We start from the raw sequence: 25,829 nt of genomic DNA on the forward strand, positions 1-25,829 counted from the left end.
ACCTCTTTTTTAAGGGAGGAACTCAGAGTGAAAGGAACAATCATTCGTTTACAAGGCGGATTTTATGATGTGATGACCGAGTCGGGTCAAGAGATTCGGTGTCGGGCAAGAGGAAACTTCCGTAAACGTAACATCTCACCTGTCGTCGGGGATGACGTGGTGATTCAAGATCAAGAGGATGGAACGGGCTATATTTTAGAAGTAGAAGCGCGTCAAAACCACCTTGTCCGTCCGCCGATTGCGAACATCGATCAGGCGTTTCTACTCTTTTCCGTAAAAGAACCGGCCTTCTCTTACCATTTGCTTGACCGGTTCCTCGTGTTAATCGAGTCGAAACAAATTCATCCGATCATCGTGTTAACGAAGATGGACTTATTGACGGATAGCGAAGCAGAAGAAATTCAAGAAGCGATTGCCCGTTATCGAACCATCGAGTATGACGTGATTGAGACCTCGACGGAGCAGGCGCATGGGGTCGAAGAAGTCAGGAAGCTCTTTAAAGGAAAAACAAGCGTTTTTGCCGGGCAGACAGGCGTCGGGAAAAGTTCGTTACTCAATGCGGTTGCTCCAGAGCTCGAGTTGGCGACAGGGGCCATCTCCAAGTCGCTCGGGCGAGGGAAACATACGACACGTCATGTGACGTTGATTCAATTAGCTGACGGGCTTGTTGCCGATACACCGGGATTTTCGAGTCTCGAGTTCCCGCAAGAACTCGAGTCAGATGAGCTCAGATGGTGTTTCCCGGAGTTTGTGGAACTACATGACGATTGTAAGTTCCGAGGATGTGTCCACATCAATGAACCGGGTTGTGCTATCAAGCAAGCCGTGGAAGATGGCGAAATTGCTTCAACACGCTATGAGAATTATGTTACCTTTATGGAAGAGTTAAACGATCGAAAACGGAGGTATTGACAGATGATTAAAATCGCACCATCTATTTTAGCGGCAGACTTTGCCAATTTAGAAGCGGAAGTGAAAGCTGTTCAAGAAGCAGGAGCGGACTACATTCATTTTGACGTGATGGACGGTCAATTCGTGCCGAACATCTCGATTGGGCTACCGGTCCTCGCAAGCTTACGTAAAAAATCAGACATGGTTCTCGATGTGCATTTGATGATTGATCAACCGGAGCGCTATGTCGAAGATTTCGTCAAGGCGGGTGCGGATATCGTCACGGTGCACGTGGAAGCGACGAACCATTTACATCGCGTTTTGCAACAAATTAAAGCCGCGGGAGCGAAGTGTGGCGTAGTCTTGAATCCGCATACTCCGCTGACTACGATTGAACATGTCCTCGAAGACGTCGATATGGTGTTGCTCATGACCGTCAATCCAGGGTTCGGGGGACAAGCGTTTATTGAATCCGTCGTGCCGAAAATTTCAGCGCTCAACCAGATTCGTCAAGACCGTCAGCTCGATTTTGAAATTGAAATCGATGGTGGGGTCAACGAAGAGACGGCGAAGCGTTGTATCGATGCGGGTGCTGACGTACTCGTTGCTGGATCTGCGATTTACAATCAACCGGATTATAAAGCAGCCATTGATAGCATTCGTGGCGCATCTCGTGTATAATCAACGATAGAACAACAAGATAGAGTCGCAAGGGGTGTCACATGATGTGGCTGAGAGGCATTACGCTAACCCTTTGAACCTGTTCCGTTCACACGGACGTAGGGATGTGGCGAAAATGCACGTTGCGAATCGAAGCAGCATGGCGTTTACGTCATGCTGCTTTTTGTCGTTCACTCAATAAAGGAGGAAGAAAGATGAAATCACGTTTCAAATTACAAGCACTTATCGAAATTTCATTGTTCGCGGCGCTTGGACTAATCTTTGATTTACTCATCCCATACCGTTTGCCACAAGGAGGGTCAATCAGTTTAGCGATGCTCCCGATCTTTGTGATGGCATTCCGTCACGGACTGAAAGGTGGACTTGCGACAGGAGCGCTCGTCGGGACGCTTCAACTCTTGTTTGGCGCCTATATTTTCACACCCGTACAGTTCCTACTTGATTATACGGTCGCGTATGGACTTGTCGGTGTGGCCGGCGTCTTTGCCGGACGTGTGAAACAGGCTGCTACTCAAGGGGCGACGAAGACGCTCGCAACCTATTTAGTGCTTGGCGCATTGATTGGGTCGGCATTGCGATATGCGGCTCATGTCATCTCAGGAATCGTCTTTTTCGCTGAGTATGCGGAAGGGCCGGTCGTGGCGTATTCACTCGGCTATAACGCGACGTATATGGTTCCGTCGTTTGTCATCTCAGCCATCGTATTAGTATTACTCTTCACGACAGCTCCACGCTTCACGCGTGTGGCGACACGGGACATTCGTCAATGAACGTCTTGATTGTCGCGGCGAGTCCGGAACCTATTCCGGACTTACCGCGTGATGCCGATTTAGTCATTGGAGTGGATGGTGGGTATCAAAAGCTGTTAGATGAAAAAATCGATGCGGACGTCGTAGTGGGCGATTTTGACTCGTACAAAGGACTACCGCCCGAGGAGGCGCTACGTTTTCCGTCGGAGAAAGATGTGACGGATCTTGAGATTGCGCTTCAGTTGGCGATCGATCGGGGGGCGACACGGATGGATGTGTACGGTGCGCTCGGGGGACGGATTGACATGACGTTCGCAAACGTTGGTCTACTCGAATCGTATCCAGGGATGATTCTCCATGGGAAGGGAAACATGATTTTTCTCGCTCGACCGGGTGATTCTGGGATTCCGAAACAAGAGGGACATTATCTGTCCTTCATGCCTTGGAAGACGGCCACGATTTCGATTAAAGGTGTCAAATATCCACTCGATCATCATGAGGTCAAGAGCGGAGAAGCATTGACCGTTTCGAATGAGTGGGTCGAAGCATCTGCCCGGTTGACGGTTCATGAGGGAATGGTACTTGTCATGATTGTCAAAAAATAAACAAAAAAAATCCCATCGGCGAATGCCGCTGGGATTTATTCGTTCGTGTATAAGTATTATACGCGTTCAACGAGACCTGATTTAAGTGCGCGAGCTGAAACCCAAACGCGTTTCGGTTTACCGTCAACGAGAATACGAACTTTTTGTACGTTTACACCCCAAGTACGTTTTGTCTTGTTGAGTGCGTGCGAACGGTTGTTACCTGATTTAGGTGATTTACCTGTTACGTAGCATTTACGTGCCATGCGTTTCCCCTCCTTTTTTATGTGGGTTCGTCCTAATAGACACTCGTTTATATTAGCACGGCTTTTTTCCCGATGCAACTAGAAAATCATACCATGACAAGAAAAAAACTTGACATTACTCTCAAGGATTTGAATAATGAATGAGGTTATCGCGTTAATTGACCGAGATTCTGGAGCAGGTTCTTTTAATAACTAGGTACTTATTGTAGAATGTACATTAGGAATCATTCCGAATAAAGGAGGCTACTCCATATGGCAATTGAAATGAAGACAACATATGGCAATATTGACATCACAAGTGACGTTATCGCGACACTCGCAGGTGGTGCGGCGATGGAATGCTTCGGTGTGGTCGGCATGGCTTCACAAGCACAACTGAAAGACGGCATTGCTGAATTGTTAAAACGTGAAAATTACGCACGAGGTGTCGTCGTACGTCAGGATGAAGAAGACGTACATATCGACATGCACATTATCGTAAGCTACGGGACGAAAGTATCTGAAGTCGCATACAACGTGCAAAGTCGAGTGAAGTATACGCTCGGAGAAACTTTAGGATTAAACGTTTCGTCGGTAAATATATTCGTTCAAGGCGTTCGTCTGACGAATGACTGACGAAAACGGAGGAGGATTTGGTGTGGGTTTAAAACGATTAGATGGATTGGCGCTCTCAAACATGATCGCGAACGGAGCGGCCAACTTGAGCCAAAACGCAGATTATGTGGATTCGCTTAACGTCTTCCCGGTTCCAGACGGAGATACGGGGACGAACATGAACTTGACGATGACGTCGGGTGCGAAAGAAGTAGCGGCCATGAACTCATCAGATATCGCGGAGGTATCATCAAAGTTTGCTCGTGGACTCCTGATGGGAGCACGTGGAAACTCGGGCGTTATTTTAAGCCAGTTGTTCCGCGGGTTCGGGAAAGCTGTTGAAGGAAAAGCAGAACTGACAACAGTTGATTTTGCAGAAGCGCTCAAGCGCGGTGTCGACACGGCATACAAGGCGGTTATGAAACCGGTTGAAGGAACGATTTTGACGGTTGCTCGTGAAGCGGCCGACGAAGCGCTTCTTGCGTCAGAGTCGACAAGTGATTTCACTGAATTTATGGAACGTGTCATCGTCGAAGCGAAAGCATCGTTAGACCGTACACCGGACTTATTGCCGGTATTAAAAGAAGTCGGCGTCGTCGACTCGGGTGGTCAAGGGCTTCTCGTCATTTATGAAGGATTCCTCGCAAGTCTTGAAGGAAAAGAACTCGAAAAACCACATACACCGGTCATGGACGCCTTGATCGAAGCAGAACACCACGCGCATGCGGCGCAAGGATTCATGTCAACAGAGGACATCGAATTCGGTTACTGTACAGAGATCATGGTCCGTTTCCAAGAGGACAAGTTGAAAGATGCACCGTTCAACGAAGACGCATTCCGCAATGAGTTATCTGAACTCGGGGATTCTCTCCTTGTCGTTGCGGATGAAGAACTCTTAAAAGTTCACGTTCACGTCGAGACACCTGGTGAAGTCATCACGAAAGGTCAACGTTTCGGTGAGCTCGTTGCAGTCAAGATCGAGAACATGCGTCAACAACATTCAACGATTCTCGAAGAAGAACAAGGTGCCAACCAACACGGTGTTCAACAAGCAGAGAAGCCAAAAGCACCATTTGCCATCGTGACGGTCGCAATGGGTGAAGGTGTCAGCGAATTGTTCCGTTCACTTGGGGCGGCACACGTCATCGAAGGTGGACAGACGATGAACCCATCGACAGAAGATATCGTCAAGGCGATTGAGTCGGCACATGCGGAACACGTCTTCATCTTCCCGAACAACTCCAACATCATCATGGCGGCTGAACAAGCGGCATCTGTCGCACCGTGCGGCGTTTCGGTCATTCCGACGAAGACGGTCCCACAAGGACTCGCGGCAGCTATCGCATTCAACCCTGAAGCGGATGTCGAGATGAACGAACAAGCGATGAATGCGGCTGCGTCAGCTGTGAAGTCTGGACAAGTCACATACGCTGTTCGTGATACGAGCATCGATGGTGTTGAAATCAAAAAAGATGAACATATGGCGATCGCAGAGAAGAAAATCGTTTCTTCCTCTCCGTCTAGTCTTGAAGCGGCTAAACGATTAGTTGATGCGCTCATCGACGCAGACGACGAGATCGTCACGATCCTAACAGGAGAAGGTTCTTCTGAATCAGACGTCGAGGCGTTGACGTCTTATATCGAATCAGTAAATGATGAGATTGAAATTGAAGTTCACGACGGCAAACAACCGCTTTACTCTTATATTTTTAGTGTGGAATAAGCTGTTTCGAATCCCTACCTTCTGTATAATGAAGGTAGGGATTTTTGAAAGGGGGAAAATTTGATGAAATATCGGAGTGTGTTTGACATCATTGGTCCGGTCATGGTCGGACCGTCGAGTTCGCATACAGCAGGTGCTGCTCGCATCGGCTTGATGGCTGGGAAGTTATTCGGAAGAACGCCGCGTACGGCGCACATCACATTTTACGGGTCGTTTGCTGACACGTATCGGGGTCACGGGACGGATGTGGCCATCGTCGGTGGAATCATGGGATTCGATACGTTCGATTTGAGAATCCCGCAGGCGTTAGACATCGCCCGTGAAAAAGGGATCGAGGTCATCTTTGAGACGAGTGACCTGTTGACGGATCATCCGAATACGGCCCGCGTGTTACTAAAAGATGAATTGGGCACATTTGAAATTGTCGGAATCTCGATCGGTGGGGGAACGATTGAAATCACGGAATTGAACGGATTCCCGTTGAAACTGACAGGTGGGGGACCTGCGCTCGTCGTCTTACACCATGACCGATTCGGGGCGATCGCGGCAGTAACGGGTGTGTTGGCGAATCACCAATTAAACATTGGTCATATGGAAGTGAGTCGTCACGAAAAAGGGATGCAGGCGTTGATGGCGATTGAGATTGATGAAACCATTCCTGCGGAAGTGCTCGCTGAGTTGGAACGATTGCCGCAAATCGAACGGATTGCTATTTTTGGGGAATAAGGAGAATGTGAGATGTTTAAATCAGTAGAAGAGTTAGTGACGATTGCAACAGAACGAAACATCCCGATTTCTGAAGTCATGATTGAGCAAGAGATGCATGTCAGACGTTCGAGTCGAGAGGACATCATCGGGATGATGGACCGTAACCTCGAGGTCATGGAAGAGGCGGTCGAACGGGCACTTCAAGGGGTGACATCGGTGACGGGATTGACGGGGAACGATGCCGTACTCATGCAAGATTACATTCGTTCGGGCAAGTCGCTCGCAGGGGATCTCATTTTAGATGCCGTGTCGAAAGCGATCGGGACGAACGAAGTGAACGCGGCGATGGGACGAATTTGTGCGACACCGACTGCGGGGAGCGCCGGGGTCGTACCAGGAACGTTGTTTGCGGTGAAAGATCGTCTGGAAATGGACCGCGACGCGATGATTCGTTATTTGTTCACGTCAGGAGCATTCGGATTCGTCGTAGCGAACAACGCCTCGATTTCAGGAGCGGCCGGCGGATGCCAAGCCGAGGTCGGTTCGGCGACTGGAATGGCAGCCGCGGCCATCGTTGAAGCGGCCGGTGGGACACCGGACCAATCGGCGACAGCCTTTGCGATTGCCCTTAAAAATATGCTTGGTCTCGTCTGCGATCCTGTGGCGGGGCTCGTCGAAGTGCCGTGCGTTAAGCGGAACGCCATGGGTGGTGCCAATGCCATTGTCGCAGCTGACATGGCGCTCGCGGGGATTACCTCACGTATTCCTTGTGACGAGGTCATCTCAGCGATGCACGAAGTCGGTCAGATGATGCCGACCGCGTTGAAAGAGACGGCCAAAGGTGGTCTTGCGAATACGCCGACGGCTCGTCGCCTCGAACGAAATATATTTGGAGCGAAAGAAGATGCAAAACAATGACCGATTGACGACGCTGAAAGGGGTCGGGCCAGAGATGGCCAAAAAATTAGAAGTGATGGGACTTGTTCGAATCGAGGACGTGCTGGAGCACGTCCCGTTTCGTTATGAGAATTATAATAGTGGGACGGTAACGACAGCCGTTCATGGTGACCTAGTTAAATGGAGTGGGACGGTTCAAGCTGAACCACTCGTTCGTTATTACAGTAAAGGGAAAAATCGACTGCAGTTCCGTTTATTATTAGAAGAACGGTATGCCGTACAAGTGACGATGTTCAATCGGGCGTTCTATAAAGAAAAGTTAGTTATCGGTGAGACAGTGACGGTCAAAGGGAAGTGGGACATGAACCGGATGACGATTAGCGCAACCGACCTCGAATTCGGTGCCCCCTCTGGTGGTCTCCAACCAATCTACTCTCTACGAGCAGGACTGACACAAAAGAACTTTAGTCGAATCGTAAAACTAGCGTTTGAACAAGTGAATGATCTCCCTGAACAGGTGCCACAGGCCATTCGCGACCGCTATCGGTTAGTTGACCGAATGGCGATGCTTCGTGGGATGCATTTACCGGATACGGTAGAGACGTATAAGCAGGCAAGACGAAGTTACGTCTATGAAGAATGTTTACTGTATCAATTGAAACTACAAGCGTTTCGAAAAATGGAGCGGTCAGGAAACGGTCGGGCCCTTCAACTCGATAAACAACAGTTGAATGAATTTGTGAAACGACTCGCATTTCCGTTGACTGGAGCGCAGACACGGGTCATCCGTGAAATCGTGTCGGATCTTGAAAAACCGGAGCGGATGAACCGATTGTTACAAGGGGATGTCGGGAGCGGGAAGACCGTCGTTGCCGCGATTGCCTTGTATGCGACCGTCATGGCCGGGTATCAGGGTGCACTGATGGTTCCGACAGAGATTCTTGCAGAACAACATGCCACCTCATTACAAGAATTATTTGAACCATTTGGCATCAAGATCGCCCTTTTGACGAGCTCGGTGAAAGGAAAGGTGCGGGAGGCGTTACTCTCAGCGATTCAATCAGGTGACGTCGACATCATCGTCGGGACGCACGCGCTCATCCAAGGACCGGTCGAGTTTTCCAATCTCCATTTAGCGATTACAGACGAACAGCACCGTTTTGGTGTTGAACAGCGGAAGAAGCTACGAGACAAGGCGGAGTTTGCCGACGTCCTATATATGACGGCGACCCCGATTCCGAGAACGCTCGCCATCAGTGCCTTCGGTGAGATGGATGTTTCGACCATCGATGAGATGCCAAAAGGTCGAAAACCGATTGAGACGTATTGGGCTAAGCATGACCAAATCGACCGTGTCCATTCGATGGTCGATCGCGAACTAACGCTTGGTCGACAAGCGTATGTCATCGCACCGCTCATCGAGGAATCGGATACGCTTGAAGTGGAGAGTGCGACGGCGCTGTATGAACTGTTGAAAGAACGCTTCTCGAATTATAGCGTTGGTCTGATGCACGGGAAGTTGTCGAGCGCAGAAAAGGACGACGTGATGAAGTCATTTGCGGATAACACGACGCAAATCCTTGTTTCGACGACAGTCGTCGAAGTCGGGGTGAACGTCCCGAACGCTTCGCTCATCATCATTCATGATGCCGAACGCTTCGGACTTGCTCAATTACACCAGTTGCGCGGGCGGGTCGGTCGTGGTGCCCATCAATCATTTTGTATCCTTGTCGGAGACCCGAAATCGGATGTCGGGAAAGTCCGTTTGAAGACGATGACGGAAACGAACGATGGCTTTGTTTTAGCCGAGAAAGATTTAGAGTTACGTGGTGCTGGAGATTTCTTCGGTACCGCGCAAAGTGGTTTGCCGAGTTTTCGGGTCGCTGATCCGGTTCTCGATTTAAAAGTGATGGAAGTGGCGAGACAAGATGCTGTAGCGCTTCTCGGGAGTGAGGCTTTTTGGCATGATGCCCAGTATGACGTTTTACGAAACTATTTGAAACAACTCGACCTTCTCGTCGGGGAAAGGTTAGAATAATACTTGAAAATGACGACTAAAGAATATATACTGCTATTAGTACCAGGTATTAAGTTCTTTAGTAACTTAGTTTAGGAGGGAACTGAATGCGGGTACCTAAGAAAGAGCGGCAACGCTTGTTACAGGAAACGATTGAACACAACCCGTTCATCAAAGACGAAGAACTGTCAAAACAGTTTTCCGTCAGCATCCAAACGATTCGACTTGACCGAATGGAATTAAAAATTCCAGAAGTGCGGGAACGAATCAAACATGTGGCTTCCGAACATCTCGATGAAGTCAAATCGCTTTCAATGAGCGAGGTCATCGGTGATATGATTGACTTGAAACTAGATGACTCTGCCATCTCTGTACTCGACATAGAAAAAGAACACGTCTTTAGCCGCAATGAGATCGCCCGTGGACATGTATTGTTCGCGCAAGCCAACTCGTTAGCGGTGGCGCTCATCAACGATGAATTGGCGTTGACCACTAAAGCGGATATTCGCTTCAGTCGCCAGGTCCATCTTGGAGAGCGAGTCGTTGCCAAGGCTCGTGTGCTGAAACTACGTGGGGACGGGAGAACAGACGTCACAGTCGAAAGTTACGTCGGCGAGGAGTGCGTCTTTGACGGCGACTTCACGATTTACCGACGTAGTGAGGAGGAACAAGCATGAAGTTAGCAATTGATGCAATGGGTGGCGACCACGCACCGAAGGCGATTGTAGAAGGGGTCAAGCGATTCATCGAGCAATTTCCGAATGAATCGATGGAACTCTTTTTAGTCGGTGACGAGGTGAAGATTGCCTCGTATGGTCTTGACGATCCTCGTGTGACGGTCATTCCAGCCAGTGAAATCATCACGGGTGAGGATGAACCGGTTCGTGCGGTACGCCGTAAGAAAGACAGTTCACTCGTCAAAGCAGCCCAACTCGTTAAAGAAGGAAAAGCGGATGCCCTCGTGTCTGCTGGGAATACCGGCGCACTGATGGCGGCATCACTTTTCATCATCGGACGAATCCCGGGAATTGAGCGTCCGGCACTATCTCCGACGTTCCCTACATATACAGGGAGTGGAGTCGTCGTACTGGATGTCGGAGCGAATCCGGATGCGAAAGCCGAACATCTTGTGGATTATGCCATCATGGGCTCACTATATGCCGAACACGTCCGAGGCATCAAAACACCTCGAGTCGCCCTTCTCAATATCGGAACGGAAGCCGGAAAAGGAAATGCACTCACGAAAGAGGCATTCCCCCTCCTTGAAGCGGCTCCTGTCCACTTTGTCGGGAATGTCGAAGCGCGTGAAGCGATGTCAGGAGACGTAGACGTCATCGTGACCGAAGGGTTTGCCGGAAATATCCTGTTAAAAGGTGTAGAGGGCTCCTCGGCGATGCTCATGAAGATGATGAAAGAACAGTTCACGAGTAATCTTGTATCAAAACTCGCCGCTCTCATCTTAAAACCGAAGTTAAGACGACTGAAAGAAACGCTTGATTATCGTGAACATGGGGGAGCCGGATTATTTGGGATCAATGCGCCAGTCATTAAAGCGCATGGGTCAAGCGACGCACTTGCCATCGCGAGTGCGTTGAAGCAGGCAAAAATCATGGTAGACCACGATGTCGTGGAGAAAATCAAGCGTGCCAAAGCGATAGATTAAGCGAAAGCAGGTGAGGACATGGGGAAAGTAGCATGGGTGTTTCCAGGACAAGGTTCCCAAGCCGTCGGAATGGGACAAACCTTCTTAAATCATCCTGAAATGCTTCAAGCAATCGGACGTCGACTCGGATTTGACCTTCTTGAAGTCATGTCATCCGGGTCGAAGGAAGATTTACAAGAAACAGAAGTCGCGCAACCGGCGATCGTGGCGCACGCCTCGTTGCTCGCGCAAGCTTATGCGAAGAACGGTGCGACACCAGACGTCGTCATTGGGCATAGCGTGGGTGAATATGCCGCGCTCGTCAGTGCGGGTGTCATCGATCTAGAAGAGGCGACCGTACTCGTCCGCGAACGCGGTCAGTTGATGTCTCAAGTAAAGGACGGAACGATGGCCGCGGTCGTTGGAATGACCGATCTTCAAGAGGCACACCACATTACGGAAAAAATTAGTGCGAGTGGAGATTTAGTTCAAATCGCCAATTTAAATTGTCCAGGTCAATTCGTGATTTCAGGACATGTCGACGCAGTCGAACAAGCGAGTGTAGAATTGAAGGCAGCTGGGGCGAAACGGGTGTTACCGTTACAAGTCTCTGGAGCGTTCCATAGTTCATACATGATGCCGGCAGCGACTCGTTTCCAGGATGTCCTCGCCTCATCGCCGTTTACAGAAGCTTCAGTCGACGTGATTTCAAACGTAGACGCGGCTGTGCATCGTGACCCTGAACACTTAAAAGCGTTATTGACGAAACAACTCTATTCGTCTGTTCGCTTTGAAGAATGTGTTCGTAAAGCGATTGAAGACGGTGTCGATACGTTTATCGAATTTGGTCCATCATCACCACTCTCTGGATTGATCAAACGAATCGATTCAAACGTTACGATTCAAAAGGCGACCACGTTAGAAGAAGTCGCCTCGTTAGGAGGAGAAGTTCGTGCGTGATCAAGTAGCGATCGTGACAGGTGCGTCCCGAGGAATCGGTGCGGCCATCGCGAAACGTTTAGGGGAAGACGGCTTCAAAGTCGTCGTGAACTACTCGGGTAGTGAACAAAAGGCAAATGAGGTCGTCGCGACCATCGTGGAGGCAGGTGGTGAAGCCCTTGCCGTCAAGGCCGACGTTTCAAATGCTGACGACGTCAAAGCGCTCGTCAAGACAACGGTCGATACGTACGGTCGGGTCGATTGCCTCGTCAACAACGCAGGAATTACACGTGACGGGTTACTCATGCGGATGAAAGAGGCGGATTTTGAAGACGTGTTATCGACGAATTTAAAAGGGGCCTTCTTGACATCTCAAGCCGTCACGAGACCGTTACTCAAATCAAACTCAGGTCGAATCATCAATATCGCCTCTGTTGTCGGGATTACCGGTAATGCCGGGCAGGCAAACTATGCGGCTGCGAAAGCAGGATTGATTGGGTTGACGAAGTCGGTGGCTCGTGAGCTCGCCGGACGTCATGTGACGGTCAATGCCGTCTGTCCAGGGTTCATTCAAACTGACATGACGGATGCCTTGACAGATGCACAGCGAGAGGCTACACTCGGACAGATTCCGTTCAATCGTTTCGGTCAGGTGGAAGATGTGGCAAACCTCGTCTCTTTCCTGGCATCGGAACAGGCCGCTTATGTGACTGGACAGACGATTGCCGTCGATGGCGGCATGACAATGGCGTAAAAGAGAACTTTACCAACAGACAGACATTTAATATACTTACCTTTGGAGGGATTTTATCATGACAAAAGAACAAATCTTAGTAGACGTAAAAGAAGCAGTAGCAGAGAAGCTCGGGAAAGATGTATCTGAGATCACTGCAGACAAATCGTTCAAGGACGACCTTGGCGCGGATTCACTTGAAGTGATGGAAATGGTGATGGACCTCGAAGACAAGTTCGACATCACGATCGAAGACGAAGATGCTGAAAAGCTCGCGACTGTTGGAGACGTAGTAGCTTACATCGAAACAAAAGTGTAATCAAGCTATCCCACCGCTCGGTTCCGGGCGGTGGGCTTGTGCTTATTCATGGAGGGAACTATGACAAAAGACAAACGACGGTTTGACCGTCAAGGGTCGGCGCAGCGTCGTCGACGTCAGGAAATGGAACGGGCACGCATCTTAGAATTATTTAAATCGTTACAAGAACGCATGGACGTTCAGTTTTCAAACCACGACTTGCTGATGCAGGCGTTCACGCACTCTTCATATGTGAATGAACAGCGTGGATTGCGAAAAGATAATGAACGTTTAGAATTTTTAGGGGATGCTGTCCTTGAATTGACTGTATCTCGCTTTTTGTATGAGACTTATCCGGAGCGTTCCGAGGGGGAATTAACAAAATTACGGGCGGCAATCGTTTGTGAACCGTCACTCGTAAATTTTGCGGAAGCCTATGCTTTCTCTGATTTCATCTTGCTTGGGAAAGGTGAAGAGTTGACCGGTGGGAGAAAACGTCCGGCTTTACTTGCCGATGTATTCGAATCTTATATCGGGGCTCTTTATTTAGACCAGGGAATCGAATCAGTCGAACGGTTCCTCGCCGAAGCGGTTTTTCCGAAAGTCTTAGCGGGCGTATTTGAAGAACAAACTGATTTTAAGAGCCAGTTGCAGGAAAGTGTTCAGCGAGAAGGGCTCGGACCGGTATCATATGAGATTATCGAAGAACGAGGTCCTGCGCATAGTCGTGAATTCGTCGCGCACGCTCGTCTCAGTGATGATATCGTCGGCGAAGGGGTCGGGCGTTCGAAAAAAGAAGCTGAGCAATTGGCGGCGAAAGAAGCACTCATCGCCTTCAATCGTCGTTACGCAGACTTATAATCAAAAGGAGTGGACCATTCACGATGGTTCCACTCCTTTTTCATGTCAATTGACCGAGCTCTTCGACGATTCCGTCAACTTCTGAAATGGAGAGGGAAGAGCGTGTCATCACGTATTCATAAATTTCTTTTACCGCTGATGGGTCAGCTGCATTATATTCTTCCGCTTTGATCGCTCCGCGGTTAATAATGTTCATCTTATCCAAAATGGCTTCGATCATCTGTTCATTCGTCATCTGTATTCCCCTTTCTACAGTTCTTTTTAGAATAGCATGATTCTGGCATTTTGACGAACTGTTAACTGTGGTAAAATATACAGATGAATGCTTACTGCGGATAGGATGGTCACGATGCACTTAAAACGAATCGAACTCGCTGGCTTTAAATCATTTGCCAAGCGAATTGAATTAGATTTCCGTCCCGGCGTCACGGCTGTTGTAGGGCCGAACGGGAGCGGGAAATCCAATATATCGGACGCTGTTCGCTGGGTACTTGGAGAACAGTCGGCCAAATCACTTCGCGGTGCCAAGATGGAAGATGTCATCTTCGCCGGAAGTGAAGGAGAGAATCACCGAAATGTCGCCGAGGTCACGCTCGTCCTCGATAATCGCGACGAACAGTTGCGTCTCCCTTATGAAGAAGTGAGTGTGACCCGTCGCGTGACCCGAAGTGGGGACAGCGACTATTTTATGAATAAAAAACCATGTCGTTTAAAAGACGTCATTGACTTGTTTTTAGACACGGGTCTTTCCCGCGATGCGTTCGCCATTATCGGGCAAGGGCGGGTCGAACAGGTCATATCCGGTAAACCGGAAGAACGTCGTGCCGTCATTGAAGAGGCAGCCGGCGTATTAAAGTATCGTCAACGAAAAAAACAGGCTGAACGGAAATTGCAAGACACCGAATTGAACTTGTCTCGCGTCGATGACATTTTATTTGAGTTAGCGGATCGCGTTGAACCGCTCCGTGAACAGGCAGCGCTCGCTCGGGAGTATAAAGTGGCGAAAGCACGACACGATGAACTCGAAACGGGAATCATGGGTGCTGAGATTCGATTGCTTCAACAAGAGATTGAACTAGTGTCGGCACGTCACGTGGAATCTGTTCAACAGTTATCTGACTGTGACCGTTCGGTACGTGACCTCACCGATGAACGTAGCGACCTCGAAGCGACGCTTGCTCAGTTGCGTGAAGAATTGACAGAGCTCAATCAAAACGAACGGGAGCACTCGACGTACGTCGAGCGCTTGACGGGTGATATCAAGCTCGCAAAAGCACAAGAAGAACATGGTGCCGAGATGAAAGACCGTCTCGTTCGTCAACGTGAAGAAGTACGTGTGGAAATGACCGAACTTGAAGCGCGCTTGAAGGTCGTTCGTGAAGAGCTTGACCAAAAAGTAAGCACGTTGCGACAAACGACCGAGGCAAGAGAAGCGCTACAGCAACAGTTGACATCCGCCTCTCGTGATTTCAACGCTGAAATCGAAGCGTTACAAAGCGAGGCGTTCGAACTCGCGACAACGAAAGCGACAATCGGTAACCAACAAAAACGAGAACAACGGGATATCGATATTGCCGTCGAGTCGAAAGAACGTCTTCTTCGTGAGAACAAACATCGCCTCGATGATCGTTCCTCTCAAGAAGCGACTCTCTTGGCGGCCCAAGAACAGTATGAAACAGTGCGGAGTCGTTTCGAACGACTGAGTAAAAAAGAATCGGAACTTCGCGACCAAGAGACGGCAATCCGCGAGAAACGGTCTCGAGCCGAATCATCTTATTATGACCTTGAACGTCGCCGTCAGAAGACGGAAGACCGAATCGAGATGCTCGAACGGATGAAGCAATCGTATGAAGGCTATTTCCATGCGGTCAAGTTCGTCTTAAAAGACCGTTCGCCAGGTGTCCTTGGTGCCGTCGCTGAATTGATCCGTGTCCGCCCTTCTTATGAGGCGGCGATTGAAACGGCACTTGGTCAGACACAGCAACATGTGGTCGTACAAGATGAGTCAGTGGGGCGTCGTGAGATTGACAAATTACGAAAAGCCAACGCAGGTCGGGCGACGTTCTTGCCGATGACGACGATCAAACCGAGATTCGTGCCGAGTGATGTGTTGGATCGACTTGAAGCGATGAACGGGTTTGTCGGAGTGGCATCGGAACTTGTCGAAACGGATGAATCGTACGAGACGTTGAAAAAATCGTTGCTCGGTTCAGTGCTCGTTGCTGAGACTCTTGAAGTCGCGAACCGCATCGCCCAATCGACGGGATATCGTTTCCGTGTCGTCACGCTAGAAGGGGATATCGTCAACGTCGGTGGTTCGATGACGGGTGGTAGCCGCAAGCAAGGCGTGGCCTTGTTCACGCAATCACGTGAATTGGATGACTTGAAAGAAGGTCTTACCCAAGGTCTCGCGATGCTACATGAGCAAAAACAGCGTCTTCAAGAATATACGGAAGCGTTGAATGCAATCACTCAAGAATTATCAGCGCTTCGTGATGAGAAACGTACCGTGGAAGAATCGCTTCGAGAAGTCGAGGCTACTTATCGTACGGCCGAACGTGCCTCACTTGATGCCAAGTCACAACTAGAGCTGTTCGACCATGAAATGATGCGCTACGAGCGGACAATTGAGACATCGACTGCCGAATTGGAGCGATTGACGGTTGAATTGGCTGAAACGGACGGCGCACAAGCAGACATTCGCTCTCGCCTCGAATCACTTCGGGCAGAGCAGGCGAAAAGCGCTGAGAGTACGGGACAATTGGAAGCACGCCTTCGTCAAAACGAGCTCGATCTTCAGCGTCACACGCTCGAAGAAGAGCGGGTCCGAAACGAATTGGAGCGCATGACGACGGAACAAAATCGTCTGCAGGAACGTACCGATCAGATGGAGCGTGAACTCACGCGCCTCGATAGTGGAGAAGTCGTGTCATCTGCCGAGCTCGAAGCGACGCTCGCTACTGCCAAACTAGAATTCACAGAAATTCAAGAACGGCTTCAAAAAGTGACGGCAACGCTCAAGGCGAATGAAGAAGCGTACCGAATCATGCGTCAGCGAGTCGACCAAGCGACGGAAGCACGGCGTCAGGCGGAAACCGTCGTCAGAAAACTGGAGACGGCGAAACAAGAGTTCGAACTGAAACGGCAATGGAAGCTCGATGCGTTAGAAGAGAACGGACTCGTCGCAGAGCTACTTCCGGCACTTGAAATTCCATTAGAAGAGGCAAAAGAAGAGTTCAAGTTGCTCGTTCGCCAAATTGAAGAGATCGGACCGGTCAACATGAATGCGATTGAAGAGTTTGATAGTGTCCACGAACGCTTTACGTTCCTGTCCGAGCAACGGGATGACCTCGTCAGCGCAAAAGAAGATTTATATGAGATCATCTCGGAGATGGACCGTGAAGTGACGCGTCTCTTCAAAGAGACGTATACGAGTGTACGGGCGCACTTCAAGCAGACGTTCACCGAACTCTTCGGTGGCGGAGAGGCGGATTTGAAATTAGTTGATGAATCCGATTTATTGAATACAGGAATCGAAATCGTCGCCAAACCACCGGGTAAAAAGTTACAGACGCTCAGCCTCTTGTCTGGTGGGGAGCGTGCGCTGACGGCCATCGCATTATTGTTTGCGATTTTGAAGACACGTCCGGTACCGTTCTGTGTCCTCGATGAGGTCGAGGCGGCCCTTGATGAGGCGAACGTGCATCGTTTCGGAGAATACATTCGAACGTTGTCGATCGATACGCAGTTCGTCATCATCACGCACCGGAAAGGGACGATGGAAGCGGCGGACACATTATATGGCGTCACGATGCAACAGAACGGGGTATCCGAAGTATTATCGGTTGAACTGTCTGAAGCAAAACGTGTCGTTGAAATGGATGAAGAGATGGAGGAATCACGTTGAGTTTTTTCAAGAAATTAAAAGAGAAGTTGACGACATCTACCCAAGAGGTGTCACAGAAGTTTACCGAGGGGTTGACGAAGACGCGTGACGGCTTTGCAAGTGCCGTCAACGACCTCGTCTATCGTTTCCGCGAGGTGGATGAAGACTTCTTCGATGAACTCGAAGATTTACTCATTCAAGCGGACGTCGGGGTCACGACAACGATGGACCTCGTCGAAGATTTGAAGGAAGAAGTGAAGCGCCGCAATCTGAAAGACCCGGTCGCGGTTCGTGACGCCCTCGTTGAAGTCGTAGCAAAACGCCTTCAAGAGGATGAATCAGACCGTGAACTCAATATGCAGGACGGACTCACCGTCATCTTGTTTGTCGGTGTCAACGGTGTCGGGAAGACGACGACGATCGGCAAACTGGCGCATCAATTGAAGTCAGAAGGACGTTCCGTCATGCTTGCGGCAGGCGATACGTTCCGTGCTGGCGCCATCGAGCAACTCCAAGTATGGGGAGAACGTGTCGGTGTGCCCGTCATTCGTCAAACGGAAGGGTCTGACCCGGCTGCCGTTGTCTTTGACGCCGTTCAAGCTGCGAAGTCACGCAATATGGACGTCTTGATTTGTGATACGGCGGGACGTCTTCAAAATAAGGTTAATTTAATGAAAGAACTTGAAAAAGTAAAACGAGTCATTGAGCGCGAAGTGCCGAACGGACCGCACGAAGTCTTGCTCGCATTAGACGCGACGACCGGTCAAAACGCCATGGTTCAAGCGAAGGCGTTCAAAGAAGCAACGAACGTGAGCGGGATCGTCTTGACGAAACTCGATGGGACGGCCAAAGGCGGAATCGTCTTAGCGATTCGAAACGAGCTCGATATCCCTGTCAAATATGTCGGTCTTGGAGAGAAGATTGACGATTTGCAGGAGTTTGATCCAGAACAGTTCGTTCTTGGATTGTTCGGGGATGTTTTCGAGGACAAGAACGAGGAAGCTTTGACAGAAAAAGAGGACACAAACGAGGACCTCGCCTAAGTTTTACTGTTAAGAAAAAAACTTGACAAGTAATAGGCACGGCTGTACTATAGGTAGTTGTAAAGGGATTTCACTTAACATGTGGAGGTGAAAGGTTTGACGCTCGAAAAAACGAATCGCATGAACTATCTCATCGATTTTTATCAAGCGCTCCTCACACCGAAACAGCGCAACTATATGTCTCTTTATTACCTAGATGACTACTCACTCGGAGAGATTGCGGAAGAGTTTGAAGTCAGCCGTCAAGCGGTCTACGATAACATAAAGCGTACAGAAACGATGCTTGAACAGTACGAGGAAAAGCTTGCCCTATTCGAAAAGTTCGAACAGCGCCAGCAACTTCTTCAGACCCTCAAACGTCAAGTTGAGCTCACGGATGACGTGAGTGCCACGATTTCTGCGCTTGAGAATTTAGAGTAGGGGGCTGAAGCATGGCATTTGAAGGATTATCAGAACGATTGCAATCGACACTTTCAAAAATGCGCGGTAAAGGGAAAATCTCGGAGGCAGATGTCAAAGAGATGATGCGTGAGGTTCGCCTCGCCCTCCTCGAAGCCGACGTCAACTTTAAAGTCGTCAAGCAATTCGTCAATGACGTGAAGGAACGCGCCGTTGGTCAGGATGTCATGAAATCATTGACGCCAGGTCAACAAGTCGTCAAAATCGTTCACGAAGAGTTGTCAAACTTGATGGGAAGCGATGTCGTCCTGATCTCATTCAGTCAGAAACCACCGACAGTCGTCATGATGGTCGGTCTGCAAGGGGCAGGGAAAACGACGACGACCGGGAAGCTAGCGAACTTGATTCGTAAAAAGCATAACCGCAGTCCACTTCTCGTCGCAGCGGACATTTACCGTCCGGCGGCAATCAAGCAGCTCGAGACACTCGGGAAACAACTCGATTTACCGGTCTTCTCGCTTGGCGATCAAGTGAAACCGGAAGAGATTGTGACGAAAGCACTCGAGTACGCAAAAACAAATCATCACGATTTCGTGTTGATCGATACGGCCGGTCGCCTTCATATCGATGAGACGCTTATGGGCGAGCTCGAAAATGTGAAGACGATTGCCAAACCAAATGAAATCTTCCTCGTCGTCGATTCGATGACAGGTCAAGATGCGGTCAATGTGGCCGACAGTTTCAATGAGAAACTCGGAATCACCGGGGTCGTGCTGACAAAGCTCGACGGAGATACACGAGGCGGGGCAGCCCTTTCGATTAAGGCAGTCACGGGAGCGCCGATTAAATTCGTCGGTCTCGGAGAAAAGTTGGATGCCCTCGAACCATTCCACCCGGAACGCATGGCGTCACGGATCCTTGGGATGGGGGACGTGCTCTCGCTCATTGAAAAAGCCGAGACACAGATGGACCAAGACGCAGCGAAGGAGCTTGAAAGCAAAATTCGTGACGCGTCATTCACGTTCGATGATTTCATTGAACAGTTGGCCCAAGTGAAAAACATGGGACCAATTGATGAATTACTTTCGATGTTACCTGGTGCAGGTAAGATGAAAGGGTTGAAGAACGTCCAAATCGACGAGAAGCAACTCGATCACGTCGAGGCGATCATTCGCTCGATGACGAAACATGAGCGCGCCAATCCGGAAGTGCTCAATGCGAGTCGTCGGAAGCGGATCGCAAAGGGGAGCGGTCGCTCGATTCAAGAAGTGAACCGTCTCATCAAACAGTTCGATGACATGAAGAAGATGATGAAACAAATGTCAGGACAAATGAAAGGGAAGAAAAAGGGCCTCGGTCTTCCATTCTTCTAACAAAAACTTTTGTCAGTCGAACGAAAAAGCTGTATACTATAAAAGTTGTCAATTCTTAAACACATGATGGAGGTATATTACCATGGCAGTTAAAATTCGTCTTAAGCGCATGGGCGCAAAAAAATCACCTTTCTACCGTATCGTTGTAGCAGACTCACGTTCACCACGTGATGGTCGCTTCATCGAGCAAGTTGGTCACTACAACCCGGTTGCAAAACCAGAAGCAGAAGTTCGCATCAACGAAGAACTCGCTCTTAAATGGTTGGCAGACGGCGCGAAGCCATCTGACACAGTACGTAACTTGTTCTCTAAAGCAGGGATCATGGAGAAATTCCACAACGCGAAAAACGCGAAGTAATGATGTGGCCGACCTTTTCTGAGGTCGGCCTATTTTGTTGAGGAGGGAAAAAAGATGGATTGGTTATACGTTGGGAAAATCGCCAATACGCACGGTCTTAAAGGGGAAGTGAAGATCTTGGCGGCGACAGACTTTCCAGAAGAACGATTTAAAAAAGGAAACACGTTATTCCTTGATGTCGACGGAACGAAACAGGAAATGACGATCAAGACGTATCGTCCGCATAAGCAGTTTCACCTCGTCACGTTCAAGGGATTTGACAATATCAATCTCATTGAAAAATATAAAGGGCTAAAACTGTATGTCCACGCCGAACACGTCCACGATTTGGACGAACACGAGTTTTATTATCATGAAATCATCGGCTGTGAGGCTGTCGTGGACGGGGAAGTCATCGGTGTCGTCGACGACATCTTTGAAACGAACGGAGCGAACGACGTCTGGGTCATCAAACGACCAGGCAAGTCGGATGCGCTCATCCCTTATATCGAATCGGTCGTCCAAGAGATCGATGTCGATGCGAAACGTGTCGTCATCACGCCAATCCCTGGAATGATTGACGATGAAGATTGATGTATTGACGTTGTTCCCCGAGATGTTTCATGCGCTCGATCACTCCATCGTCGGTCGAGCGAAGACGCTCGGGCAAGTGGAGATGTCGTTCCTCAACTTCCGGGACTTTTCAACGAACAAGCATCATAAAGTCGACGATTATCCGTACGGCGGGGGCGCGGGCATGCTACTCACCCCTCAGCCGATTTTCGATGCGTTCGATTCCCTTGAGGCGAAGAGCCCGCGCGTCATCCTGACGACCCCGACCGGAAAACCGTTCAATCAACGAATGGCCGAAGAATGGGCGAAGGAGGACCATCTGGTCTTTCTTTGTGGACATTATGAAGGGTTTGACCAGCGCATCCATGATGAACTGGCGACGGATGAGGTGTCGATCGGGGACTTCGTCTTGACGGGTGGAGAACTAGCGACGATGGTCATGATCGATGCGACCGTTAGACTTATTCCGGACGTCCTCGGCGATCAGGCGAGCCATGAGGATGACTCGTTCTCGACCGGACTTTTAGAATACCCGCACTATACGCGACCGGCAGATTTTCGTGGACTGACCGTACCAAACGTCCTCTTGTCGGGAAATCATGCCCGAATCGAGACGTGGCGGCGCGAACAATCGCTCGAGCGCACGTATCGACGACGTCCCGATTTACTTGAACATACCGAGTTGACGGATGCTGACAAAAAGTTTCTACAATCATTGCGCGATTGAGAAATATATGCTATGTTTGAGCATGTGGGTTAAACCCATCGATTACCGATGTTCCGCTGTTGGATGCTTGGGCATATGAAGATATGAACATTGAAGAAAAAGGAGATATGATTCATGAACACACAAAAACTGTTCCGTGAAATCACAGAAGAACAATTCAAATCGGACGTACCTGCTTTCCGTCCTGGTGACACAGTACGTGTCCACGTTAAAGTTGTAGAGGGAACGCGTGAGCGTATCCAGATCTTCGAAGGCGTAGTAATCAAGCGTAAAGGTGGCGGTATCAGCGAAACATTCACAGTCCGTAAGATTTCTTACGGCGTAGGTGTTGAGCGTGCATTCCCGCTTCACTCACCACGCGTTGCGCAAATCGAAGTCGTACGCTACGGTAAAGTTCGCCGTGCGAAACTTTACTACCTCCGTAACCTTCGCGGTAAAGCAGCACGTATTAAAGAAATCCGTCGTTAAGATGGGAATTAAGCTTGTCGCTTGCGACAAGCTTCTTTTTTTCTAGTACAATAAGTTCAAATGGATAGAGGAGTGAGTGAAGTTGAAAGAAGTGTTTAGTTGGCTCAAAGCCATCGTTGTCGCGCTTGTCATCGCGTTCGTCATCCGGACGTTCATCTTCGTTCCCGTCATCGTAGAAGGAGAGTCGATGATGCCGACACTCCACAATGCGGATCGAATGATCGTCAGTAAAATTTCGAACTATGTTGGAGAGCTAGACCGAGGCGATATCGTCGTGTTCCATGCGACAGAATCAAAAGACTATATTAAACGTGTCATCGCTATTCCTGGAGACACGCTCGAATATCGAGATGATATGCTTTATATTAACGGCGAAGCGGTGGAAGAACCGTATTTGGATGAGTTCCGTGCCCAGATGAACGGGTTCCCATTGACGGAGAACTTTACACTCGAACAAGTGACGGGTGAGTCGGTCGTTCCAGAAGATTCGTATTTCGTCATGGGGGACAATCGTCAAAACTCGAAAGACAGCCGTGAAATCGGATTTGTGTCGAAAGAGGAGATTGTCGGTAAGACAAACTTCATCTTCTGGCCGCTCGATGATGTAGGCACGGTAGAAGATTAAGGTGGTGCTTTTTTGGCAATTCAATGGTTTCCTGGCCACATGGCCAAAGCAAGAAGACAAGTTACAGAAAAATTAAAATTGATTGACGTCGTCATTGAGCTCGTGGATGCACGCGTGCCACAATCGAGCCGTAACCCGATGGTTGATGAGATTACGGCGGGAAAACCCCGCCTCATCGTCTTAAACAAAGCGGATATGGCCGACCCCGTTGTGACGGACGCGTGGTTACGCGCGTTGAAGCAAGAAGAGGTCGAGGTCGTCGCAGTCGATGCGAAGCATAGCAAAGGCTTGAAACAGCTCATCACGGGTGCTCAGAAGTTGATGAAAGAAAAGCATGACCGGATGCGTGAGAAAGGTCGCAATCCAGGACCGATCCGTGCGCTCATCATCGGAATCCCGAACGTTGGGAAATCGACGCTCATCAACCGTCTTGCGGGGCGGAACATCGCCATCACAGGCGACCGTCCTGGTGTGACGAAACGTCAGCAGTGGATCAAGATGAAAGGCGGCGAGATGGAACTCTTGGATACCCCAGGGATTCTTTGGCCGAAGTTCGAAGACCAGCAAGTCGGATATCGTTTAGCTGCAACCGGCGCCATCAAAGATGAGATTCTTAACTTGGATGACATTGCCTTGTTTACGGTTCGTGAGCTCCAGGCGAGATATCCTGAGCAACTGAAGGAACGGTTCAAACTCGAAACGTTACCGGAAGATGCGGTAGAACTCCTTGAGATGATTGGTAAAAAACGTGGGTTGATCAGTGGCGGATACGTCGATTTTGAAAAGGCGAGCGAACTACTTTTGAATGAACTACGTCATGAAAAGATTGGACGGATCTCCCTTGAGACACCGGCTGACCATGAAATGGCGTGAAGCTCTGTGAAAACAGGGCTTTTTTGAATAGGAGGAAAATCGTGACGATTCAACAGATTAAACAACAACTTCAACAAATCCGATATGAAGAGTGGAACCAATTGAAATCGACGTTGTCACAAGACCCACGTGCGGGCGTTCAGACATTGATTCGACAAAAAGAGCGTCAATTTGAACGGGAACAAGCGTTACGTGAGGATTTCGAACGACGGATGATCTATGAGCGTGAGTGGAAGCATAAAGGGTATACGCGGGTCGTCGGCGTGGACGAGGTCGGACGAGGTCCGCTCGCCGGTCCCGTCGTTGCGGCGGCGGTCCTGCTACCCGAAGATTTTTATATCGCGGGATTGAATGATTCAAAAAAGATGACAAAGTCAGCGAGGTACGAGGCATACGATCAGATTATCGAAGTCGCCGTGGTCGGTGTCGGCATCGTCGAACCGGCAACGATTGATGACATCAATATATATGAGTCAACGAAGCTTGCGATGATGGAGGCCATCCGTCAAGTTGGGGAAGTGGACGCTTTATTGATTGACGCCATGAACCTCGAGCTCGACACCCCTCAGCAGTCGCTCATTAAAGGGGACACGCTCAGTGTGTCGATTGCCGCTGCGAGTGTCGTCGCGAAAGTCGTCCGTGACCGGATGATGGAGGCGTATGACCTGACGTATCCTGGATACGGATTTGCGAAAAATGCCGGATATGGGACAGAGGCTCATTTAGATGGGTTGAGACGCCTCGGGGTGACCCCGATCCATCGACGTTCATTTGCCCCCATCAAGTATATGTGAAAGGAGTGATTGCGTTGCGTATCGATCATCAAGGGGTGATGCCATTCAAAGTGACAGAACAAACATCACGCCCGTTATTATTAGGGAACACGGTCGTCGGCAAAGTGTTGCAACTCTTACCCGGTAACGAAGCGGTCATGCAATTGCCACAGGGAATCTTCCGGGTCGGTGTCAACGCGAACGTGAAAGAGAACGTCACGTACAAGTTAGTCGTCACAGACGTCGAGCCGAAACTCGTGCTAAAAGTGGTCACACAAGCGACGGAATCACTCATGACGGCCAAATCGCCACTACAAGCACTCGGAGAGCAACTCGCGCGATTTATGCGTGAACCGATCCCTACACCGGAATCCGTGAAAACGGCAGGAAAGACGATGTTAGAGAGCGGAGCAGGGCAAGACATGAAGACGCTCGTCGGAGAGTTGTTCAAGGCAAAAGGAGAACCGAAGTTTGAACAGTTTGTGCGCGCGCAAGAAGCGTTCAATGCGGCGCAGAGTCCACCTTTTGCGGTTCAATCATTTCACATACCGCAATTAGGTCCGTTTGAACAAGTTCAACTTCGATTAGAAGCGCCAAAGCGAGAAATGATGGACTCCGATCACGCACGACTCGTGCTATTTCTCGAAACCCCACGATTTGGGGAGACTGGAATCGACGTGTTGATTCAAAAACGATATGTGTCTGTAAGGGTGTTTAATGAACAGCACGACTTGAGTCCATATGTCCGTACATATGAACCGATGTTGAAAGAGGGGTTGAAACAGGTGGCGTTCGAATTATCTTCTTTCTCATATGAAGTCAAACGTGAGCACATTCCTGAGACATTTGCGCCGCTAGGAAAGGTGGATCTTCAAATATGAAAGATCAAAAGAAAGCGATCGCCCTCTCGTATGAGCAGTCGATGGATGCGCCACATGTCGTGGCGAAAGGGTCTGGGATTGTCGCTGAGCGTATGCTTGAAGTGGCGCTCGCGAATGGAGTGCCGGTTCATGAAGACCCAGCGCTCCTCTCGTTACTGTCGGCGTTGAACATTGAAGAGCAGATTCCAGAGGACGTATATCAAGTGATTGCTGAACTTTTTGTGTTTCTTTATCAGATGGAACAGGGTAAAATTTGATTTGTCTAGGGATATATGTGAAAAAAAGATG

Annotated in this window: 30 protein-coding genes and 1 riboswitch; of the genes, 28 read left to right on the forward strand and 2 right to left on the reverse strand. The window is 49.4% G+C overall.

The features are described 5' to 3' along the window. The first annotated feature begins 27 nt into the window (after positions 1 to 27). From rsgA to KNO94_RS00705, 4 genes are all read left to right on the forward strand, one after another. On the forward strand, positions 28 to 912 hold the full coding sequence (gene rsgA / locus KNO94_RS00690; RefSeq protein ID WP_214776810.1) for a ribosome small subunit-dependent GTPase A: 885 nt from the start codon (positions 28 to 30) through the stop codon (positions 910 to 912). Positions 913 to 915: 3 nt separating this feature from the next. Further along, a complete protein-coding gene (rpe, locus tag KNO94_RS00695; RefSeq protein ID WP_214776812.1) occupies positions 916 to 1,572 on the forward strand; it encodes a ribulose-phosphate 3-epimerase in 657 nt (218 codons plus the stop codon). A gap of 20 nt (positions 1,573 to 1,592) precedes the next feature. Continuing rightward, a riboswitch (TPP riboswitch) is annotated at positions 1,593 to 1,694 on the forward strand. A gap of 72 nt (positions 1,695 to 1,766) precedes the next feature. Then, positions 1,767 to 2,342, forward strand: a complete 576-nt coding sequence (gene thiT / locus KNO94_RS00700; protein WP_214740043.1) for an energy-coupled thiamine transporter ThiT — start codon at positions 1,767 to 1,769, stop codon at positions 2,340 to 2,342. Beyond that, positions 2,339 to 2,926 carry a thiamine diphosphokinase gene (locus KNO94_RS00705; RefSeq protein WP_214776815.1) on the forward strand — a complete coding sequence of 196 codons (588 nt, stop codon included), beginning with the start codon at positions 2,339 to 2,341 and terminating at the stop codon, positions 2,924 to 2,926. Before thiT ends, KNO94_RS00705 begins: the two co-directional genes overlap by 4 nt. A gap of 56 nt (positions 2,927 to 2,982) precedes the next feature. Here the strand turns inward: KNO94_RS00705 and rpmB are convergent, their stop codons facing one another. After that, positions 2,983 to 3,171: a 50S ribosomal protein L28 gene (gene rpmB / locus KNO94_RS00710; protein ID WP_015881349.1), complete on the reverse strand. Its 189-nt coding sequence runs from the start codon at positions 3,169 to 3,171 to the stop codon at positions 2,983 to 2,985. A gap of 252 nt (positions 3,172 to 3,423) precedes the next feature. Here rpmB and KNO94_RS00715 point away from each other — a divergent pair, with 252 nt between their 5' ends. The 11 genes from KNO94_RS00715 (at position 3,424) to rnc (ending at position 13,583) form a co-directional block, all read left to right on the forward strand. Next, positions 3,424 to 3,786 (forward strand): Asp23/Gls24 family envelope stress response protein, encoded by a 363-nt coding sequence (locus KNO94_RS00715; protein WP_214740047.1) that lies wholly within the window; start codon positions 3,424 to 3,426, stop codon positions 3,784 to 3,786. A gap of 22 nt (positions 3,787 to 3,808) precedes the next feature. Continuing rightward, a complete protein-coding gene (locus KNO94_RS00720) occupies positions 3,809 to 5,488 on the forward strand; it encodes a DAK2 domain-containing protein (protein ID WP_214740049.1) in 1,680 nt (559 codons plus the stop codon). Between the two features lie 63 nt (positions 5,489 to 5,551). Next, complete coding sequence (sdaAB, locus tag KNO94_RS00725; protein ID WP_214740051.1) at positions 5,552 to 6,214, forward strand: L-serine ammonia-lyase, iron-sulfur-dependent subunit beta; 663 nt, start codon at positions 5,552 to 5,554, stop codon at positions 6,212 to 6,214. A gap of 12 nt (positions 6,215 to 6,226) precedes the next feature. After that, complete coding sequence (gene sdaAA, locus KNO94_RS00730) at positions 6,227 to 7,114, forward strand: L-serine ammonia-lyase, iron-sulfur-dependent, subunit alpha (protein WP_214740053.1); 888 nt, start codon at positions 6,227 to 6,229, stop codon at positions 7,112 to 7,114. Continuing rightward, positions 7,101 to 9,131, forward strand: a complete 2,031-nt coding sequence (gene recG / locus KNO94_RS00735; RefSeq protein WP_214740054.1) for an ATP-dependent DNA helicase RecG — start codon at positions 7,101 to 7,103, stop codon at positions 9,129 to 9,131. Before sdaAA ends, recG begins: the two co-directional genes overlap by 14 nt. Before the next feature lie 86 nt (positions 9,132 to 9,217). Continuing rightward, positions 9,218 to 9,787 (forward strand): transcription factor FapR, encoded by a 570-nt coding sequence (gene fapR, locus KNO94_RS00740; RefSeq protein ID WP_214740055.1) that lies wholly within the window; start codon positions 9,218 to 9,220, stop codon positions 9,785 to 9,787. Then, a complete protein-coding gene (gene plsX, locus KNO94_RS00745; protein ID WP_214740056.1) occupies positions 9,784 to 10,773 on the forward strand; it encodes a phosphate acyltransferase PlsX in 990 nt (329 codons plus the stop codon). The genes fapR and plsX overlap by 4 nt, the downstream gene beginning before the upstream one ends. An 18-nt stretch (positions 10,774 to 10,791) precedes the next feature. Continuing rightward, positions 10,792 to 11,712, forward strand: coding sequence for an ACP S-malonyltransferase (gene fabD, locus KNO94_RS00750; RefSeq protein ID WP_214776818.1), 921 nt, complete (start codon positions 10,792 to 10,794; stop codon positions 11,710 to 11,712). Further along, complete coding sequence (gene fabG / locus KNO94_RS00755) at positions 11,705 to 12,445, forward strand: 3-oxoacyl-[acyl-carrier-protein] reductase (RefSeq protein WP_214740058.1); 741 nt, start codon at positions 11,705 to 11,707, stop codon at positions 12,443 to 12,445. Before fabD ends, fabG begins: the two co-directional genes overlap by 8 nt. Positions 12,446 to 12,503: 58 nt before the next feature. After that, complete coding sequence (acpP, locus tag KNO94_RS00760; protein WP_214740059.1) at positions 12,504 to 12,743, forward strand: acyl carrier protein; 240 nt, start codon at positions 12,504 to 12,506, stop codon at positions 12,741 to 12,743. A gap of 123 nt (positions 12,744 to 12,866) precedes the next feature. Continuing rightward, complete coding sequence (gene rnc, locus KNO94_RS00765; protein WP_214742361.1) at positions 12,867 to 13,583, forward strand: ribonuclease III; 717 nt, start codon at positions 12,867 to 12,869, stop codon at positions 13,581 to 13,583. A gap of 40 nt (positions 13,584 to 13,623) precedes the next feature. Here rnc and KNO94_RS00770 read toward each other — a convergent pair whose 3' ends face one another. Then, positions 13,624 to 13,818: a DUF1128 family protein gene (locus KNO94_RS00770; protein ID WP_034771119.1), complete on the reverse strand. Its 195-nt coding sequence runs from the start codon at positions 13,816 to 13,818 to the stop codon at positions 13,624 to 13,626. A 114-nt stretch (positions 13,819 to 13,932) separates the two neighbouring features. On the opposite strand from KNO94_RS00770, the gene smc reads away from it, so the two are divergent. The 13 genes from smc to KNO94_RS00835 all read left to right on the forward strand — a co-directional run bounded on the left by smc (position 13,933) and on the right by KNO94_RS00835 (position 25,798). Continuing rightward, positions 13,933 to 17,490: a chromosome segregation protein SMC gene (gene smc / locus KNO94_RS00775; protein ID WP_214776820.1), complete on the forward strand. Its 3,558-nt coding sequence runs from the start codon at positions 13,933 to 13,935 to the stop codon at positions 17,488 to 17,490. Further along, entirely contained in the window at positions 17,487 to 18,512 is a 1,026-nt protein-coding gene (ftsY, locus tag KNO94_RS00780) for a signal recognition particle-docking protein FtsY (protein WP_214776822.1), read from the forward strand. The genes smc and ftsY overlap by 4 nt, the downstream gene beginning before the upstream one ends. Positions 18,513 to 18,608: 96 nt before the next feature. Beyond that, complete coding sequence (locus KNO94_RS00785; RefSeq protein ID WP_015881364.1) at positions 18,609 to 18,932, forward strand: putative DNA-binding protein; 324 nt, start codon at positions 18,609 to 18,611, stop codon at positions 18,930 to 18,932. An 11-nt stretch (positions 18,933 to 18,943) separates the two neighbouring features. After that, positions 18,944 to 20,284 carry a signal recognition particle protein gene (gene ffh / locus KNO94_RS00790; RefSeq protein ID WP_214776824.1) on the forward strand — a complete coding sequence of 447 codons (1,341 nt, stop codon included), beginning with the start codon at positions 18,944 to 18,946 and terminating at the stop codon, positions 20,282 to 20,284. Between the two features lie 82 nt (positions 20,285 to 20,366). Next, a complete protein-coding gene (gene rpsP, locus KNO94_RS00795; protein ID WP_015881366.1) occupies positions 20,367 to 20,642 on the forward strand; it encodes a 30S ribosomal protein S16 in 276 nt (91 codons plus the stop codon). A 54-nt stretch (positions 20,643 to 20,696) separates the two neighbouring features. Next, complete coding sequence (rimM, locus tag KNO94_RS00800; protein WP_214776826.1) at positions 20,697 to 21,215, forward strand: ribosome maturation factor RimM; 519 nt, start codon at positions 20,697 to 20,699, stop codon at positions 21,213 to 21,215. Continuing rightward, positions 21,205 to 21,921, forward strand: a complete 717-nt coding sequence (gene trmD, locus KNO94_RS00805; RefSeq protein WP_214776827.1) for a tRNA (guanosine(37)-N1)-methyltransferase TrmD — start codon at positions 21,205 to 21,207, stop codon at positions 21,919 to 21,921. Before rimM ends, trmD begins: the two co-directional genes overlap by 11 nt. 114 nt (positions 21,922 to 22,035) lie before the next feature. Beyond that, positions 22,036 to 22,389 (forward strand): 50S ribosomal protein L19, encoded by a 354-nt coding sequence (rplS, locus tag KNO94_RS00810; protein ID WP_015881369.1) that lies wholly within the window; start codon positions 22,036 to 22,038, stop codon positions 22,387 to 22,389. Positions 22,390 to 22,471: 82 nt separating this feature from the next. Then, complete coding sequence (gene lepB / locus KNO94_RS00815; protein ID WP_214740064.1) at positions 22,472 to 23,014, forward strand: signal peptidase I; 543 nt, start codon at positions 22,472 to 22,474, stop codon at positions 23,012 to 23,014. 12 nt (positions 23,015 to 23,026) lie between these two features. Beyond that, the gene (gene ylqF / locus KNO94_RS00820) at positions 23,027 to 23,887 is read left to right on the forward strand and encodes a ribosome biogenesis GTPase YlqF (RefSeq protein WP_214740065.1); all 861 of its coding nucleotides are present in this window, start codon (positions 23,027 to 23,029) and stop codon (positions 23,885 to 23,887) included. A 41-nt stretch (positions 23,888 to 23,928) separates the two neighbouring features. Continuing rightward, positions 23,929 to 24,681 carry a ribonuclease HII gene (locus KNO94_RS00825; RefSeq protein WP_214776829.1) on the forward strand — a complete coding sequence of 251 codons (753 nt, stop codon included), beginning with the start codon at positions 23,929 to 23,931 and terminating at the stop codon, positions 24,679 to 24,681. A gap of 5 nt (positions 24,682 to 24,686) precedes the next feature. Next, positions 24,687 to 25,541, forward strand: coding sequence for a hypothetical protein (locus KNO94_RS00830; RefSeq protein WP_353047810.1), 855 nt, complete (start codon positions 24,687 to 24,689; stop codon positions 25,539 to 25,541). Then, entirely contained in the window at positions 25,538 to 25,798 is a 261-nt protein-coding gene (locus KNO94_RS00835) for an EscU/YscU/HrcU family type III secretion system export apparatus switch protein (protein ID WP_214740069.1), read from the forward strand. The genes KNO94_RS00830 and KNO94_RS00835 overlap by 4 nt, the downstream gene beginning before the upstream one ends. Positions 25,799 to 25,829 lie beyond the last annotated feature (31 nt).

The sequence above is a fragment of the Exiguobacterium sp. s22 genome, assembly GCF_018617455.1.
In the GTDB taxonomy this organism is placed as follows: domain Bacteria; phylum Bacillota; class Bacilli; order Exiguobacteriales; family Exiguobacteriaceae; genus Exiguobacterium.

Coding starts and splice junctions, on each gene's coding strand:
- KNO94_RS00770 (WP_034771119.1), bottom strand. CDS start 13,818: ATGACGAATGAACAGATGATCGAAGCCATTTTGGATAAGATGAACATT.
- thiT (WP_214740043.1), top strand. CDS start 1,767: ATGAAATCACGTTTCAAATTACAAGCACTTATCGAAATTTCATTGTTC.
- trmD (WP_214776827.1), top strand. CDS start 21,205: ATGAAGATTGATGTATTGACGTTGTTCCCCGAGATGTTTCATGCGCTC.
- KNO94_RS00705 (WP_214776815.1), top strand. CDS start 2,339: ATGAACGTCTTGATTGTCGCGGCGAGTCCGGAACCTATTCCGGACTTA.
- rimM (WP_214776826.1), top strand. CDS start 20,697: ATGGATTGGTTATACGTTGGGAAAATCGCCAATACGCACGGTCTTAAA.
- recG (WP_214740054.1), top strand. CDS start 7,101: ATGCAAAACAATGACCGATTGACGACGCTGAAAGGGGTCGGGCCAGAG.
- rpe (WP_214776812.1), top strand. CDS start 916: ATGATTAAAATCGCACCATCTATTTTAGCGGCAGACTTTGCCAATTTA.
- ffh (WP_214776824.1), top strand. CDS start 18,944: ATGGCATTTGAAGGATTATCAGAACGATTGCAATCGACACTTTCAAAA.
- acpP (WP_214740059.1), top strand. CDS start 12,504: ATGACAAAAGAACAAATCTTAGTAGACGTAAAAGAAGCAGTAGCAGAG.
- plsX (WP_214740056.1), top strand. CDS start 9,784: ATGAAGTTAGCAATTGATGCAATGGGTGGCGACCACGCACCGAAGGCG.
- KNO94_RS00715 (WP_214740047.1), top strand. CDS start 3,424: ATGGCAATTGAAATGAAGACAACATATGGCAATATTGACATCACAAGT.
- KNO94_RS00835 (WP_214740069.1), top strand. CDS start 25,538: ATGAAAGATCAAAAGAAAGCGATCGCCCTCTCGTATGAGCAGTCGATG.
- rnc (WP_214742361.1), top strand. CDS start 12,867: ATGGAACGGGCACGCATCTTAGAATTATTTAAATCGTTACAAGAACGC.
- fapR (WP_214740055.1), top strand. CDS start 9,218: ATGCGGGTACCTAAGAAAGAGCGGCAACGCTTGTTACAGGAAACGATT.
- fabD (WP_214776818.1), top strand. CDS start 10,792: ATGGGGAAAGTAGCATGGGTGTTTCCAGGACAAGGTTCCCAAGCCGTC.
- rplS (WP_015881369.1), top strand. CDS start 22,036: ATGAACACACAAAAACTGTTCCGTGAAATCACAGAAGAACAATTCAAA.
- smc (WP_214776820.1), top strand. CDS start 13,933: ATGCACTTAAAACGAATCGAACTCGCTGGCTTTAAATCATTTGCCAAG.
- rpmB (WP_015881349.1), bottom strand. CDS start 3,171: ATGGCACGTAAATGCTACGTAACAGGTAAATCACCTAAATCAGGTAAC.
- sdaAB (WP_214740051.1), top strand. CDS start 5,552: ATGAAATATCGGAGTGTGTTTGACATCATTGGTCCGGTCATGGTCGGA.
- sdaAA (WP_214740053.1), top strand. CDS start 6,227: ATGTTTAAATCAGTAGAAGAGTTAGTGACGATTGCAACAGAACGAAAC.
- rpsP (WP_015881366.1), top strand. CDS start 20,367: ATGGCAGTTAAAATTCGTCTTAAGCGCATGGGCGCAAAAAAATCACCT.